The sequence below is a fragment of the Variovorax sp. E3 genome (assembly GCF_016082275.1).
Taxonomy (GTDB): domain Bacteria; phylum Pseudomonadota; class Gammaproteobacteria; order Burkholderiales; family Burkholderiaceae_C; genus Variovorax.
Genome location: NZ_MOWM01000094.1, coordinates 14,460 through 28,917 on the forward strand (window position 1 = coordinate 14,460; position 14,458 = coordinate 28,917).

General features: G+C 61.6%; 16 protein-coding genes. 9 read left to right on the forward strand and 7 right to left on the reverse strand.

Going from position 1 to position 14,458, the window contains the following annotated elements; translation table 11 throughout:
• Positions 1–101 precede the first annotated feature (101 nt).
• Positions 102–500, reverse strand: a complete 399-nt coding sequence (locus BMG07_RS45045; RefSeq protein ID WP_198087016.1) for an SMI1/KNR4 family protein — start codon at positions 498–500, stop codon at positions 102–104.
• A 405-nt stretch (positions 501–905) separates the two neighbouring features.
• Between BMG07_RS45045 and BMG07_RS26345 the strand changes: the two genes are divergently transcribed.
• A complete protein-coding gene (locus BMG07_RS26345) occupies positions 906–1,454 on the forward strand; it encodes a helix-turn-helix domain-containing protein (RefSeq protein WP_198087017.1) in 549 nt (182 codons plus the stop codon).
• On the forward strand, positions 1,451–2,170 hold the full coding sequence (locus tag BMG07_RS26350; protein ID WP_198087018.1) for a nucleotidyl transferase AbiEii/AbiGii toxin family protein: 720 nt from the start codon (positions 1,451–1,453) through the stop codon (positions 2,168–2,170). Before BMG07_RS26345 ends, BMG07_RS26350 begins: the two co-directional genes overlap by 4 nt.
• Positions 2,171–2,459: 289 nt before the next feature.
• On the opposite strand, the gene BMG07_RS26355 is transcribed toward BMG07_RS26350, so the two are convergent.
• Positions 2,460–3,032, reverse strand: coding sequence for an XRE family transcriptional regulator (locus BMG07_RS26355; protein ID WP_307867073.1), 573 nt, complete (start codon positions 3,030–3,032; stop codon positions 2,460–2,462).
• Between the two features lie 251 nt (positions 3,033–3,283).
• Here BMG07_RS26355 and BMG07_RS26360 point away from each other — a divergent pair, with 251 nt between their 5' ends.
• Positions 3,284–3,556, forward strand: a complete 273-nt coding sequence (locus BMG07_RS26360; RefSeq protein WP_198087020.1) for a helix-turn-helix domain-containing protein — start codon at positions 3,284–3,286, stop codon at positions 3,554–3,556.
• A gap of 313 nt (positions 3,557–3,869) precedes the next feature.
• Here BMG07_RS26360 and BMG07_RS26365 read toward each other — a convergent pair whose 3' ends face one another.
• The 4 genes from BMG07_RS26365 to BMG07_RS26380 all read right to left on the reverse strand — a co-directional run bounded on the left by BMG07_RS26365 (position 3,870) and on the right by BMG07_RS26380 (position 8,832).
• A complete protein-coding gene (locus BMG07_RS26365) occupies positions 3,870–4,235 on the reverse strand; it encodes a hypothetical protein (RefSeq protein WP_198087021.1) in 366 nt (121 codons plus the stop codon).
• Positions 4,236–4,476: 241 nt separating this feature from the next.
• On the reverse strand, positions 4,477–6,726 hold the full coding sequence (locus BMG07_RS26370) for a hypothetical protein (protein WP_198087022.1): 2,250 nt from the start codon (positions 6,724–6,726) through the stop codon (positions 4,477–4,479).
• A gap of 28 nt (positions 6,727–6,754) precedes the next feature.
• Positions 6,755–8,032 carry a hypothetical protein gene (locus tag BMG07_RS26375; RefSeq protein WP_198087023.1) on the reverse strand — a complete coding sequence of 426 codons (1,278 nt, stop codon included), beginning with the start codon at positions 8,030–8,032 and terminating at the stop codon, positions 6,755–6,757.
• Positions 7,948–8,832, reverse strand: coding sequence for a hypothetical protein (locus BMG07_RS26380; protein ID WP_198087024.1), 885 nt, complete (start codon positions 8,830–8,832; stop codon positions 7,948–7,950). Before BMG07_RS26380 ends, BMG07_RS26375 begins: the two co-directional genes overlap by 85 nt.
• A gap of 198 nt (positions 8,833–9,030) precedes the next feature.
• Between BMG07_RS26380 and BMG07_RS26385 the strand changes: the two genes are divergently transcribed.
• The 6 genes from BMG07_RS26385 to BMG07_RS26410 all read left to right on the forward strand — a co-directional run bounded on the left by BMG07_RS26385 (position 9,031) and on the right by BMG07_RS26410 (position 13,835).
• Complete coding sequence (locus BMG07_RS26385) at positions 9,031–9,240, forward strand: hypothetical protein (RefSeq protein ID WP_198087025.1); 210 nt, start codon at positions 9,031–9,033, stop codon at positions 9,238–9,240.
• A 430-nt stretch (positions 9,241–9,670) separates the two neighbouring features.
• Positions 9,671–10,240, forward strand: coding sequence for a hypothetical protein (locus tag BMG07_RS42805; RefSeq protein ID WP_269759396.1), 570 nt, complete (start codon positions 9,671–9,673; stop codon positions 10,238–10,240).
• On the forward strand, positions 10,231–11,433 hold the full coding sequence (locus tag BMG07_RS26395; protein ID WP_198087026.1) for a hypothetical protein: 1,203 nt from the start codon (positions 10,231–10,233) through the stop codon (positions 11,431–11,433). The genes BMG07_RS42805 and BMG07_RS26395 overlap by 10 nt, the downstream gene beginning before the upstream one ends.
• A gap of 145 nt (positions 11,434–11,578) precedes the next feature.
• The gene (locus BMG07_RS26400) at positions 11,579–12,271 is read left to right on the forward strand and encodes a hypothetical protein (RefSeq protein WP_198087027.1); all 693 of its coding nucleotides are present in this window, start codon (positions 11,579–11,581) and stop codon (positions 12,269–12,271) included.
• Positions 12,220–13,224, forward strand: coding sequence for a hypothetical protein (locus tag BMG07_RS26405; RefSeq protein ID WP_307867074.1), 1,005 nt, complete (start codon positions 12,220–12,222; stop codon positions 13,222–13,224). The genes BMG07_RS26400 and BMG07_RS26405 overlap by 52 nt, the downstream gene beginning before the upstream one ends.
• Positions 13,221–13,835, forward strand: a complete 615-nt coding sequence (locus tag BMG07_RS26410; RefSeq protein ID WP_198087028.1) for a hypothetical protein — start codon at positions 13,221–13,223, stop codon at positions 13,833–13,835. The genes BMG07_RS26405 and BMG07_RS26410 overlap by 4 nt, the downstream gene beginning before the upstream one ends.
• Before the next feature lie 141 nt (positions 13,836–13,976).
• Here BMG07_RS26410 and BMG07_RS26415 read toward each other — a convergent pair whose 3' ends face one another.
• Positions 13,977–14,327 (reverse strand): hypothetical protein, encoded by a 351-nt coding sequence (locus tag BMG07_RS26415; RefSeq protein ID WP_198087029.1) that lies wholly within the window; start codon positions 14,325–14,327, stop codon positions 13,977–13,979.
• Positions 14,328–14,458 lie beyond the last annotated feature (131 nt).

The window sequence follows — 14,458 nt, forward strand, 5'->3', positions numbered from 1 at the left end:
CGCCGCGCCATTCGCCCAGGAAGTCTTGCGCGTGCTGACCATGGGCACGCGCCCAACACGCTGTCGCTCGCTCATCCGCGCCGAACGGCGGCGTATGGCCGTCAGAGACAGGGAGGCACAAGGTCACCGAAGTCGTCGGCGACGCGGAGCAACTCACCCGTCTCATGCCTCCAGATGAAGACCTCTGGCCCAAGGCATCCGCCGCCCATGATCAAGACGAGCTTGTCACCCCCACCATTGCCGCCCAGTGCAACGGCGGTTGAGGGAAACCCATGCCAGGTTCTTGCACGCTCCGTCTCAGGAACAACGCCATTGAAAGTACGAGCGAGCCGCCTTCTATCGGAGTCATCTGCGATGGGGTACAAGTCCCAGTGGTCGTTCTCGGTTGCAATGAAACCTCCATTGCGTCTCATCATGGCCAGCCGATATGACGCCGGAAGGCTGATGCCCAACGCTTCCTCTGCAGCTTGCACATAGCGCTCAGCAACATCAAACGGCATCGAATCCCTTTCGTTGAAAGCTGGGTCCGAGAGACCGCAGTTGGGCCGACTGTAGCCGGTCGCGCAACCGTCGAGATCGGGCCCGAGGAAGTCGGTAGTCCTGCTACCTGTGCGTGGGTACCGACGCCGGAATTTAACGGCTAGATTCCAGGGTGAATGAAACAAACACTGGGGAATTCCATGTGGAGTGAAACAGCAGTTCCATCCTCAATGGTCGATCGGAGCTCAAGTGGATGACGCCAAAGGGACGCGCGTTCCAGGCGATCCCAATTCAACACCTGACGCGAGGACCGTCTGCCGCCACTGGCGCCATCGGCGATCGGATCGCTTGCCAAACACGTCGCTGGAGCCGCGGACTGCTCGCGGCTCATCCCCCGCATGTCGCCAATGTCGAATATATTGCACATGCCGCACCGCTTCTGCGAAAATACCGACATGTCAACGCTGCATGAAATTGGCAACGCGGTTCGCGTTCGCAGATCGGAGATGGGTCTCACCCAGGACGCCCTCGCGCGCCTCAGTGGACTTTCACGCTCGACCGTGATCGCCGTGGAAAAGCAGTCGATCGGTAACCTCAGCATCTCGAAAGCGATGGCGCTGCTCGAGTCGATCGGCCTGTCGATGCACGTTGCATGGAGTGGTACGACCGCCGCACCGCTGCACAAGACGGCCCTGCCCGCCCGCTCGGCGCTTGAACGCGCCGCGGCCACGGCCAGCGTGAGCTACAAACCGGTCATGACCGCCAGACAACTGAAGGCGGCACTCGTCGCGGGAGAGGCGCCACAAGGGGTCCGACCTCATCTTCAGGTCCTTCTGGATGAAGCGCCTGTCTCGCTGCTTGCGAAGGTGGTGGACGAGATCCACACCGAGGATGGCATCCCGAAGCCTCATATCTGGAACCAGATGCGTCGCCTGGCGCACGAGTTGCAGTGCTTCAGACCTCTGTGGCAATGACGAAGGTCGATTTCACGCGCAAAGGCCCCTGGCGCAGCCTTTGGCCCCAGGCGCTGGGCTTGATGTCGCACCTGGAGAAGGTCACGGTCGATCCGCAATGGACCTTCGGCGGCGGCACCGTCCTCATGCTTCGCTTCGACCATCGCTTCAGCAAGGACATTGATCTCTTCGTGCCCGACCTGCAGTACTTGGGGCATGTGAATCCGCGCTTGGGCGGCCCCGCAGAGGAGCTCACCAGCGACTACGAGGAAAATGCCGAATTCGTCAAACTCCAGTTGCCGGCGGGAGAAATCGACGTGGTGGTCGGCGCCCCGCTGACGCAGCCCAACTTCGAGATCGTCGACTACCAGGGACGCCCGATCCGCGTGGAAACATCCGCGGAGATCATCGCCAAGAAGATGTGGCATCGCGGCGACCAGGCCAAGGCGCGCGACCTTTTCGACCTGTGTGCGGTGGCCACGTTCGAGCCTGAGGCCATCGAGGTCGCGCTTCCCTGGATGGCACGCCATGCGGCCGCCTTCCTTGACAGACTGGATGCACGCGCGCAGGCCACCGAGGCGGAGTTCGCTCAGATCGATGCCCGCTCATTCCGACGACCCTTCTGGGAATGCTTGGTGCTTGCCCATGCGATCCTCGACCCCCTTGGATCGGTCCAAGAACCCATTCCCCCTGCCGGGGCGCTCCCAGGTAGCCGTTCAACACGGTGGCTACGTTGAGCTCGCTTCGTCGATCTGGAGCGCTCGCAAAGCCTCGCGCCAAAGGTGTGAACGCGAACGGCGTCCGGATTGGCGCTCGATGCAAGCGTGCATGGCCCACCGCTCCGCCTCCCATCAAGCAAGAGGCGCCGGTGGGCGCGTGAACGCTCACGATGCATCCAGGCCAGGCGGCGACGCTGGTGCACTCCGAGCTTGAGTGGAGCGACGCCCACATGGCAAAACGGCCCGACGCAGCGGCGCTCCTCAGCGGGCCAGTCCGAAGCCCCATGCGAACCTTATCGCCGCCTAGTCACTCTCGTAGCGTGAACACCACCGACAGATAGCTCACGGCCTCCTCGCCGATCGCTTCGATCCCGTGCAGCGCCGTCGCATCGAACAGCAGCGAGTCCCCTGCCCCCGCCGACACCACCCTGGACCCGTAGCGGTACCTCACCGACCCGGACAGCAGGTAGATGAGCTTCAGGCCCGGATGCTGGAAGGTCACATAGGGCTGGGCCTCGGGCAAGAGCGTGACCAGGTAGGGCTCGATGAACAGGTTGCCCGACAGCGAGTGCCCAAGCAGCTCGTACCGGTAGCCCGCCACCGCCCCGACCCGCTCAACCACCAGGCCGTGCCCCGCAGGCACATGGCAGAAGTCCGTGCGGCGTGCCTGGTCGCCGAAGAAGCGCGAGACCGGCACATCCAGGCCCCGAGCAATGCGCTCCAGCGTCTCCACCGAAGGTGAGACCAACCCGTGCTCAATGCGCGAGAGCATCGAACGCGACACCCCCGATGCGCAGGCCAAATCTCCCCCGGACCGCCCCGCCGCCATGCGAAGCGCACGAACCTGCTCGCCGATACGCGACGCGGACGCGCTGCGCACGACAGGCGCCGGCCTCCGCGGCCGGGCGCGCGTCACCGACGCCGGCAGACGAAGCGACCGGCTTGTAGGCAAGGGAGAAGCGACTAGTCGGGACATTTGGATTCGTAGGCAACGGCAAAAGCTTTGAATCGGCATCTGCGGCAATCTGCTTGAGAGGCAATCCCTTCGCTTGGCCCGAAACGCAGGCGATGAGTTCATTATGTACCATACAAGCGGGTGCATAAAGAAGTGCATGCGACGAGATTCGTCGTATGCGATCAACGCAAGATCCCGCGCTCCTGAAAGCCTTTGCGGCCGAGCTAAAAGCTCGGCGGGCTGTGCGTGGGTTCAATCAGGAAGAGCTCGGATTTGCCTCGGGCCTCAATCGCACATTCATTGCCAAATTAGAAACTGCCACCACAAGCCCTTCGTTGACCAGTCTCATCTGCTTGTGCAATGGGCTTGAGGTAGACCCGTCGGAGCTAGTGAGCTCCTTGATGAAGCGATACAAGAAAGAATTGCGAACCAAGCCGGCGGCCGAGTAAGACTACCTGCCGATCAGACCAGGGGGATCGATGCTTCGCTTGGGCTGATCTTTAGATCCCGTCGACTGACTGAGACGCTCAGAATCCATGCCACGATGAAATCGAAGACTTCGCACCGTGCCGCGTAGTCTTGAGGATGAGAACGCTGTCATTCGAGGTTCTCGCATGTATCGAGCCTCTTTGCGATACCGCTTCGCTTCAACTGCACCACCACCCGTCGGACGAGCACACAAGGCAACGAAGAGGACTTTGAATTCGCGGTGCCCTTGGGCATGCGAGTCTGCGAATGCGGGCGAAGGAACAGGCAAGCAGCTCAGCTCTGGCGCGTTGCCTTGCTGTGATGAACGTACAGGTAGATCAAGCCGACGGGTGCAATGAAGATGGCGAAGGCCCAGCACAACAGCATCGTAAGCAATTTCACGAAGAGCAGGAGGATGGCATTCACATAGAACCTGTTCTCGCCCAGAAGGAAATTGACCACGCCCTCATAAGCGAAGCGCGCATAGGGATAGAGAAGTGTGTTCACGACCAAGAAGAACACCATACCGATCGGCATCGCCTGAGGTGAGCGGCTGGCCATAAACAAGATGAACACGGCAAAGCACAGGCCGAACACGAACTGACGGAAATAGTATGCGGGAGACAATCCGCCGAGAGTTTTGGCAAGCAAGGGCGGCATGGTGTTCTACGTTCAGGCAGTTTTTGCGGATTGGTGATGACGATCGTACGCGTCAGATGAATCGGTTTTGGGGGCAGGCGCAGCTGTGATCTTCGCAACGCCCATTTGATTCAAAAGCTCGCTTTGAGAATGAAGTCGAGCATCACCTTCACGGTGCTGATCTCGACCCGGTTTTCTAATCATTTTTAAATTGGATTTTCCGGCTCTTGATTGCCCTGCAGCGTGGCCTTGGACTTCTGGTTCAGAGCGAACTCTTCGACGGAGCCTTCTTCGCCGAAGCCTTCTTGGCAGGAGCCGGGGCGATCGCGCGCTTGGTCAAGTCAATGCCGATGACCTTGATTTCTTCGACGCGGGGGTGCGCACTGGTCACCGACGCCCAGTGATCGTGAAGGGCCTCTACAAGCCCAGCGAAGTTGACCCATCTCTTGTTCGGTAGCTGCCAGCGTTTCTGCATACCACGCCAGACCAACAGGTAGATTCCTCGGACGGATGCGTCGTCACGCAGGTAGTCGCCCGCGAGCTGATTTTCCAGTCGTTCGAAGAGCTCGGGACCTGACCAGTTGTCGGCGATCTTCAGCTCTGTCGGCACAGGGCCGTTGAAAGCAGTACAGGTCCACCAGAGGTCGGGCCTCTTTGCATCGGGCAGCTCCAGTTCCTGCGGAATCACGTATCGCCCGCGCGCACGGTCGTTGCACCAGGCGCCGATCAGGTTTCGGAGAACGGTCTCTCGTTCGGCGTTGATCACCACGCTGGCGGTGCTGTCGTTGCCGTCCTTCAGGTGATGCTTGTAGTCGAGCAAGCGCAACACAGCCAGGTCGAAGAGCTCGCGATGATTGGCCGGCACGCGCTCGTACTCAATGTCGAATTGGCTGACCTGCGTGGCAGTCCATAGCGGACGCTCGCTGTCCGCCTCGGCCTCGGCCTTGGCCCGGGCTCGGGCTCGGGCTCGGGCTCGGGCTCGGAGCATGAACCAAGGGCGCGCGTTGGGTTCCGGGTGGCGTTCGGAGATATCCTTCAATGCCAGGTACGCATCGCGCCCCGGGATATCGCCCAAGATGTTCACCAGCTGTTCGCGTGCGTCCTGGGCGTTGTCGCGTAGGCCGGGTGAGTAGACCCCTTTGTTGGCGCGTTCAACGTCGTCGCTGGACCGGACGTACTCATGGACGAGGATGTAAAGCCGCCTCAACACCGCGGGCGTCCGGAAGGCCTTGCGCACGCGCGATGCCATGCGCCGGCCACCGAGCAGGTGGGTGACATAGGTCATCGTGAAGACGGTGCGCTTTTTCGCGTCATCCAGGGCCGCCATATGGCCCTCTACCGCGTCGATGGCCGCATCGGGGTCAACGCCCGTCCACACAGCGGCCCAGAGCGCCAGCCGTCTCGGGTCGCCGCGGGCTGCCAGCTTCTCAGCAGAAAGCGCAGCGAGCGACGCGTCGGGCAGGTTGGAGGCCAAGACGATGTCCACCATGTGCTGCAGCCGCTCGATGCCTTTGGGCGGGTGAGTGCGCAGCAGCTTGAGGATGTCAGGAGCGACTCTGTCCCAGAGCCAATCTCCGACCCTGCTCAGGTCGTAGATGATGTACTGGCTGGGCGCGCCTTCTTTGTCACTCTGCAACTCGAGATCGACCTCGGTCAGCGCCATCGACTTCACGACGTCAGGATGGGCAGACGACAGCGCCGCGAACCAGGGTGGAAACCCGTTGAGTTCGTGCATCGCGTAGCGGAACGCCACCGCAGCTTCGGCAGCGGTCAGCTGCCATGCGAACGTCGGATCTTCCGCAGCCTCGATGGTCAGGCCAGCCAGGCCAAAGAGATCAGCGAACGGCGTGGAGCCCTGCACGGCGCCTTCAGAGGCCAGCTTCGGCGTGTACCGGCGCCAGAAGCGGACCATGCCATGGCGGAACGCCCGAGGCGTCCTGGGACCAAACTCAGGCTCCAGGTCTCGCCAGTTCCCGATGCTCCACCGTGAGCTCTTGTCCCCCTCCAAGTTCCGCATCCGGTCGTACAGGTAGCGCTGCGACTTGGACACGTCCGCCGGATTCTTGAAGCCTGAGTCGCGCAGCGTCTCCAGTTGAGCCTCCAGCTTTGCGGGGGCCTCCAAGCGTGCCTTTTCCTCCCTCGCTTTGTGAGCCTCGGCCTTGCGGCTCCAGCGTTTGTTCTCGAGCTCGATGCGCTTCCACGCGGCATCCTTCTTGGGCGGCTTCAGCATGCCAGCCAGTCGGGCTTTGAGGTGCTTGTCAGCAGCAACGGAGGCCTTCAATTTCTTGAGGCGCTCAGGTTGGCTGTCTGCGTGCAAGTAGATCCTGTAGGCCAGCGTCAGCGCGACTTCCTTGTCGTCGCCCAGGGGTCGCTCGGAGATGGCCTGCACAGCGTCGTCGAAATCTTGAGCGTCGAAGTGCACGTAGGTCTGCACCGCCAGCGCTATCCAGGCATCGACAACACGCTCGCCCTTCTTCTGCTTGGTCCTACGCTCCTGCCCGATGACCGGCACCGCGCGGCGTGAGTCGAATCGACCGGTCCTAACTGCGCTCCTGGCGGCCGGCGTCGAGCAAGGCACTCTCGACGAAGGCATCCCGCGATCCGGTCACCATTCGATTTCCGATCAGTAGTTTTTGCAGGAGTGACTCTGCCGTTTTCTCGGTCAGCAGCAGATGCTCGACGAAGAAAACATTGTGGAACAACAGGTTGTCGAACAGATCGACCTCGGCTGCATCCGGCAGGAGTTTTGCGAATTCAACGGACTGGCTCTGCAACGTTGTCAACGCCCTGTTCGCCACCTCAAGGTCGGCCTTTTGCTCGCAGTTCAGTGCAGGCCCCGCTTCCAGCCTCATCCGAACAAACGACCGCATCATGTTCCGGAGGACGGCGCCATCGTGGAAGCCTCCGTAGTCCGCAAGAGAGATCACGCACTTTACGACGCGTCGCCCGTCCAAGCGAAGCCTGGTCCCATCGGACAGTCGCAACTCACCGTCGCGCCTCAAGGCGATCTCATGCCTCGCCAGCTGGTTGACACCGCGCACCAAGCCGCGAGCGAGATCTGCAGCCAACTGCAGGCCGTCGCCGGCGTTTGTCTTGCGCGTCAGCCCCTTTTTCTTCAACTCGAAGAGCGCAACGACCTTGTCCGTCTCCAGGAGCAGATCGATGTCACCGGCGGTCTTCCCCTTCGACCCCAAGACCTCGGCGCGTCGGCATTCGATGCCCAACCGCTTCATGCGCGCCAGCATCTGCGCTTCAAACGCGACCCCGATTTTTGTGTTGATGTCCTTGTCGAGCTTCGCATAGAGGCCGACCAGACGTGCGAAAAACGCGGGCCCGAGAAACGGTCGAGGCGCGATCCAGTAGCGGTCACCCGATGCCAGCACGATGGCACACTCGCGGGTGTCCGCGCCGATCGCATCTGAAGGCACGCGATAGTTGCGATTGGGTCTGGAAAGAACGAATGCGTCCATCAGGGCCTCGCAGGCAGCAGGTCCGACCCTTTGGGCCAACCGAAGTCTCAATTGCGAACGCTTGACGAAAGTAGCTGTGGGACTTGGAGACGCCAGGGACAGCAGGACTTGCCAAAGCCCGATCGCATCCTCATGCGCCCACCCTTGCCCCCGAATCCTATCGGCCTTGAATACCTCCGCGAACAGGTCCTCGATGAGACGCTCCATGTGCCCCGGGTTGCACTGCGGAACGGTGAACAGTTCGTCGTAGAGGACGACCCGCATCAGCGCCTCGAGGCCCCGCGTCGGATACGGTGGGAAAATCGTTTCATAGATCGAGAACGGCTCGACCTCGTAGAGTGCCGCCAAATGCATTGCCGACACGCCGATGGACGCGGGCGTGCCAGCGGCCGGCCGCGGTCTCGCTCGCGCCCCAGCACCCCGAGAGCGCTGCGGTACAAATGCCCGCAGGGCAGCGAACGATCCATCTTCCACCCCATCGCATCCGGCGTGGGATGAAGGCGCACACGACCCAGCACAGGGTCGAATCGGGCAGACAACCAGGCGTTCATGTATGCCATCGCACCGGTGTCACCGAGGGCCGCCAGCGGACTGGCAGCAGTGGCCGCGAGGGCTGACCAGACGCCGTCGGAGCCCACGATGACCTGATCGCCCAAGAGTGGCAGACGGATGCCTTTTGTGTTGAAAAAATGCACGGCGTTCGCGAAGGTGATGTCTGCTGCCTGCATCTGTGCAGCTCCGCCCAACTGCGGGTCCTTGCGTTCGTTGTAGGTCAGCGCGATCTGAATGGCGTCTATCCATCTCTCGTCGTTGGCGCACACGGTGGGAACCAGGCCGCTTTGCCGCAGGGCATCGCGCAGGATGTGTGCGATCGAGAAGTACGGCTCCAGTGGAGTGCGGTCCAGCATGCTCGCCAACGCTATCTCTTTGGCCAGCGCCCCCAGTTCGCTGAAGATCTCCCCATTCATCGGTCGGCGGGCTTCAGCAACGTCCGTCGCATGCGTCAGCAATTTCGACGCTATATCGTCGAACGCCTCGACGTAGGAGAGATACCGGCCAACCGGCGCGGCGGGGCGGGCCAGTGCAACAACCACCGCCTCACGGAACCTCAGCCAGCGCGGAAACCTGTGCGCCGTTTTTGTCTTCATCGGCCCCTCTTTTCTCCCGTTGCAATTGGACGCGAGTCCGATCTCCGCGCGCGCTGAAAAAACCATTCTGCATACCGCAATCACGTCCATCGGACATGAATTCCGCTGAGGACTCAAGATTGGACGCTTTCACCATCTTGGCACGCCAAGGCGTCGCGTGCGCGGTGCGCGGTGCGCGGTGCGCACGGTACCACCGGCATGGTGCAGACCGGTGACGGCATCTACATGTCTTCCAAACCGGGCAGCATGGCGACCTTTAACGGCGGCCAGGTCAAGGCCGAGCTCTTCCAGGAGGCGTCCGAGTTCTGCGCGAAAAGCGGCAAGTGCTCGGTCCCAGTGAACCCGACGTCGAAGGACTCCGGCCTCGGAACATATGCCTCCGCTGAGGTGCAGTTTCGCTGCGAATGAGCGATGAACTCGTGGCCGCGCGTTCGGCGCCCCCCATGCAGACCGTCTGCCTCGTGACCGAGAGCTCACGTGGGAGTTTTTGAGTGAGATCATCACGGCGCGCCCAAACCCCGAGCTAGCGGGAAGAATCCCCGTCGCAGGTCTTCCCCGTTTGGCCGCGCGCTACCGGGATGAAAGCGTCAAGTTGTCGAAGTGGTTGCACGAAATTGAACGCCAGCATCCTGACATCAGCGCGCACGTCCTCTTTCACGACTGAGCATATTGAAACGATGCCAGACCGGCAGAATCCGGCTACAACCGGTCGGTCACCGATGGACGACGATGACCGCTTCGGACGGCGGACGCAACCGGTCGATGGTTCTGATCCATCAAAGTATCGACGGTCTCGGGTGTGTAAAACGGTACACTCGAATCACCAATAGACCCAGCAGTGACCAGCTCCTACGATTGCCAGCAGGAGGTCAGAGAAGGCTGTCTTGTCTGCTCCAAACAAGAGGAAATCATGGGTCTGTTCAATTTCGTGCGCGACATCGTGGATGCCACTTCAGACGCTATCGGCTCTGTCGTGGACATCGTGGCGGAAAACCCCGTTAAGTCCATCGCCATTGGCGTGGCGACCGTGGCCAGCGGCGGCGCTGCGCTGGCGTTTGCCGGCCCGATCGCGGCGGCGGTGGGGACCGCGGGCCTGCTCGGCGCGGCCAGTACCGGTACGGCCATTAGTACGCTGTCCGGCGCAGCACTGGCCAACGCGTCCTTGGCGACACTGGGTGGCGGTGCCTTGGCCGTCGGTGGCGGCGGCATGGCCGCCGGCACCACCGTGGTGGCCGCCGCCGGCGCGCAGTGGGTGCGGGAGTGTCTGGTGCGGCGGCGGCGTTCACGTCCCGGGCCGAATAGCGCCAAGCACATCAGACCAGATTCGCGAGCAAGAGCTCACCTCTTTTTCTTTGGAGCACGATTTTGGGCCGAATCGCAGCCTCTCACGTCGCAGGCTTGGACCTGATCGACAAGCTGTTCTTCAATCAGGTGTTGGTGTTCTGCCTCTTTGAGGAAGAACTTGTCTGGCTCAAGGAACTCGCTGCGGACCTCGATCGCGAATTGACGGGCAAGGGCATCACTGGCGTCCATCGGCAAGTGCTCAAGCACTGTGTCTTGTGCATGATGGAAATCGAGCTGTCCGATTCCCTGTTGCGGCTCAGAGAAGCCTATCCGGACAAGTTGCCCGCGCTGCCCGAGGCCATGAGCGAGGAGGGATTCCAGGAGACAGAGCGCTACACGCTCGAATTTTTTCAGGGCATGGTGCTCGCGGCAGCGAGCTTGTCCCACCAAAGCGACACGCAGCTGGTCATTGAGATCACCAACGCGCTGCTGGAGAAATACCGTGAGGCACCAGCGACCGTGAGGTTCCGTTTGGTGGATCGCATGTTCGCCTTCGAGTTCATGCCAGCGCCGATCGACTGCTTCACCTGGCTGGCGAAGATGGGGGTTTTGGACAGCAGCAAGCACCCTGGCGTTGGATTGAAGTCCAGGTATCAGCCTGAATTCCTGCAGCGCCTGGCATTGATGTGCGAATTCGACTTGCATCGTGATCACAACTGGCGCACGGCACGGCTGGATGTCCTGGCCAGCTCCGGCCTGCATGTGATCGCCAAGGAGACGCCACAAGAATCAAGAGATCTTCTGCTTCAGCAAGAGATCAAGCGCATGGAGGTCCTCAGCAAGCCGGAGCTGAATCATCGCATTCCTGGAGTCGACCTCGGCGAACTAGAAAACCCTGCCAGCATTCAGCGCTTCTTTACCCATCTGAACACGTATGCGCTGCGATTCCGATTTTTTCAAGGGTCACTGGCCAGTTGGACCGGGATGATGTGCGGGGGCGGCGTAGAAATTTTGCACCGGCTTCAGGACCGGAAAAGACCCATCTATGCCGATGAATTCAACGAAGGCTCCTTGACGCAATTGATCTCCGAAGGCATGAGCGCCCGCGGTTTTGAAATCACTGCGCGGACCATCTATGAGCGCCACCGCGACTTCAAGGAAACGGTCCTCGCGATGATCACAACGTATTACCAGTTGCTGCTCTTCCAAGGTGTGGCCCCTCCACCGAACATCATCGACATGACCCACCATGGGCTTGCGCTTCGCTTTGATCGGTTCAAGCCGAAGCTGCGGCGCCCACCTCGTCAGCGAGCGTAGACAGAACACACCCTGCGCCATGGACGCCCAACAAGCGCCTGCCTTTCCTTAGTAGACAGGACGCCCCGGGCGCCACTTTTTCGGCCACCGCCGATACAACCTCTCAGGGATTTTGGGCCTCGGCCTCGGACCCCATGCCAAATATATGGATCAGACTGTTCATCGCGCCGCTGATACTGCGGCTCCAAGCTGGGCCGTAGACAACCCGTACCTCGGCATCCTGGCCCCTCGCTTCTTCGAGCAATCCGCTCAAGCGGACTGGAGCGACCTAGCGCGTCGCGTGGTCCGAATGTTCACGACGGTGGAACGCCGGCATGTCTCCGAGACCGAAGCCCTTGCACTGGCTGACCAGCTCCATGCGCTGGTGCACGACGGGGCGTTCATGCCCAATTCCCCGGTCATGATGAACAGCGAGCACGACAGCGGCATCAACCTGTTCGCATGCCATGTTCTCGCGCCGCCGGTGGATGCGCAATCCATGGAGATCGCGGGCAAGATCCACGATGGCTGCGGGGGCATCGGCTACGACTTGACGTCGGTTGCCGATCCCGTCGCGATGACGCGGTTCATCGAGACACAGACCGCGCAACGCAACCCGACGCGCAAACGAAAGGCCCACAGCGCCGTGACGCTTCACGTGGATCATCCGATGGTCACGCGCTTCATTGACATGAGCAGCGCTCTGGAGATCACGCACACCAACGTCGAGCTCGACGCTGCGTTTTTGTCGCGCTGGAACGCCAGGACCCCAAGGCCGTCTCCATCTGGGCCGATCTCTGCCAATCGATCCACAGCAACGGCCGCCCGGCGATCGCATTCGGTGAGCACAAATCCTTGAGGTCCCCCAATGGGGAGCGACTGATCCTGAACGTTTGCGGGGAATCCTTGCTGCGGGAGAACGAATCCTCCCTGATCGGTTCGCTGAACGCCTCCCGGTTCGTGAGCGACGGCGCGTTCGATGACGCCCGATTCAAGGAGGCTGTCGCCATGGCGGTTCATTGCCTAGACAACCTGCACGACATCCAGGACCACGCATCGCCCGTCGTCGCCGCGCGATGCCTTCAAAGCCGCAAGATCGGTATCAGTGTGATGGGGTACGCCGATGCGCTCCTGCTCATGGGCGTGCGATACGGCACGCCCGAAGCCTTGTCCGTCGCCACCCGCATCATGGGGCTGGTCCAAAGCACGGCAAGAACCACGAGCGAGCGGCTGGCAGTCAGCCGGGGGAGCTGCGATTCGAGCCTGCTGCGCGCAGGCGAAGCGCCGCGTCGCAATGCATCCTTGATGGCCATTGCCGCCAATGGAACACTCAGTCTCCTGGCCAACGTCTCGGGTGGCATCGAGCCGATCTTCAGCTATGTGATTCGCCAGACCGTCGAAGGACGGGTCATTCACCAGATGCAGCCCACCCTGCGCCGCCTGCTGCAGCAGAACGGCCTTGGCAGCGCCGAGATCGCCCGGATTACCGAGGCCCTGGTTCAGGGCGCCTCGCCCGAGGAACTGGCGCTGATACCCAGTGGCGTCAGACGAGCGATGGTCCGCGCACATGACCTCAAGGCCAGCGATCACATTCGCACCCAGGCCACGTTCCAGGCATTCATCGACGGCGGCATATCCAAGACGATCAACCTACCGCCGAGCAGCACCGTGGAGGAGATCTCTGCGGCCATTCAGGATGCGCGCGCCAGCGGATGCGTCGGAATATCGCTGTATCGCGATGGGAGCATCAGTGGCCAGCCATCGCAGGTGGCCAGAGCCCGGGATCGATCTGAACAAGGGGCTGCCGCATGAGCGGCGCATTCTTCGTCTCGTTTGACGGACCCAAAGCGACTGGCAAGACGACGGTGCTTGAGGCGGTCGCGGCGGCGCTGAGGGAGGACGGCCGCTACCAGGTCGTGTCGCTGTGCGAAAAAGAGCTGGATCCTTTCAGAAGTGAGACCCTCGGGCTCATCAAGGCGCTCACCGCCCATCCGAGCCGGGACCTGGAATCACTGGTCTGCGAGCGCCTGGCCGCGGGACGTTCCTGGATCACCAACAACATCGTGTGTAAACAGGCGGCGGGCAGCGTTGTCCTGATGGATCGCTGGTACCCCTCGGATGCCGCTTTTCGCAGGACCGTTCCCTTCGCAGACATCCTTGCGATGAACCTCGATCGTCAGGTTCAGATCCCGGACTTGCACGTTGCGGTAGTTACCGCGCCTGACATATCCTGGGCCCGCGCACAGGCTCGGCCCAAGGGACTCAGCAGCGTGGTGATCAACTCCAAGGAAGATCACGTGAACAGCACCGAAGCCTTCGATCTTGCGGCGGCCCGGCAGAACTGGCTTTCTTGCCGCAACGAAGGATCGGTCGCGCAGGCCACGCTGCAGATCACCACGCGGATCCACCGAAGCGCGCGTTGAGGCCGACGCAAGCGTTTGCCTGCCTGCCGCCTGAAGAGCGGTTCGATCACGAGACTTCAATCCCGCCGGCACTCTCCCTGAGAACATGCGACGCCAGTGCGCCGCTCGACGGTATTAAGCTTTTCGGCTTGTCATTGGAGCTCAGGCCGTATCAGCTTCTTGAAGAAAAAATGGCGTCATCTTCGCAAGACGCCCATCGCAATTCGCCGTGGCCAAGGGGGGCACTAAGACGCATTGCGCCCACGAGAGCCTGAAAGCATGCGCACTCTCCATAAACGCCCTGCGGCCGCACTCGGCCAGGGCCAGCGTGGCGTCGATGCTGCGCGAGATTGCGTAGCCCACTATCTGCACCACCCTGAGCAGAGGTGGCGGCTGGCCATGGTGCGCCTGCGCTGCGCCCAAGACTTGCACGACGCGCGCCAACAGGCGCTCGGCGCTGGCGCGCATGTCGATGGGGTCCGCCGCCAGCCACATCGCGTCGATGCGGATCATCGAAGCACCTCGCGCATCCAGAGCGCACAGTCGTTGGCCGCACCACCCGACAAAATGACCGCGATCGTCGTCGGTCCACGCCGCAGTTCGATTCGAATGTCTGGGGCCTGGGCCTGGGCCTCGGCTGGGGG

Excerpts from the sequence above, each read along its gene's own strand:
- BMG07_RS45045 (WP_198087016.1), bottom strand. The coding sequence starts at position 500 with ATGCCGTTTGATGTTGCTGAGCGCTATGTGCAAGCTGCAGAGGAAGCG.
- BMG07_RS26345 (WP_198087017.1), top strand. The coding sequence starts at position 906 with ATGCCGCACCGCTTCTGCGAAAATACCGACATGTCAACGCTGCATGAA.
- BMG07_RS26350 (WP_198087018.1), top strand. The coding sequence starts at position 1,451 with ATGACGAAGGTCGATTTCACGCGCAAAGGCCCCTGGCGCAGCCTTTGG.
- BMG07_RS26360 (WP_198087020.1), top strand. The coding sequence starts at position 3,284 with ATGCGATCAACGCAAGATCCCGCGCTCCTGAAAGCCTTTGCGGCCGAG.
- BMG07_RS26365 (WP_198087021.1), bottom strand. The coding sequence starts at position 4,235 with ATGCCGCCCTTGCTTGCCAAAACTCTCGGCGGATTGTCTCCCGCATAC.
- BMG07_RS26380 (WP_198087024.1), bottom strand. The coding sequence starts at position 8,832 with ATGAAGACAAAAACGGCGCACAGGTTTCCGCGCTGGCTGAGGTTCCGT.
- BMG07_RS26385 (WP_198087025.1), top strand. The coding sequence starts at position 9,031 with ATGGTGCAGACCGGTGACGGCATCTACATGTCTTCCAAACCGGGCAGC.
- BMG07_RS26400 (WP_198087027.1), top strand. The coding sequence starts at position 11,579 with ATGGATCAGACTGTTCATCGCGCCGCTGATACTGCGGCTCCAAGCTGG.
- BMG07_RS26410 (WP_198087028.1), top strand. The coding sequence starts at position 13,221 with ATGAGCGGCGCATTCTTCGTCTCGTTTGACGGACCCAAAGCGACTGGC.
- BMG07_RS26415 (WP_198087029.1), bottom strand. The coding sequence starts at position 14,327 with ATGATCCGCATCGACGCGATGTGGCTGGCGGCGGACCCCATCGACATG.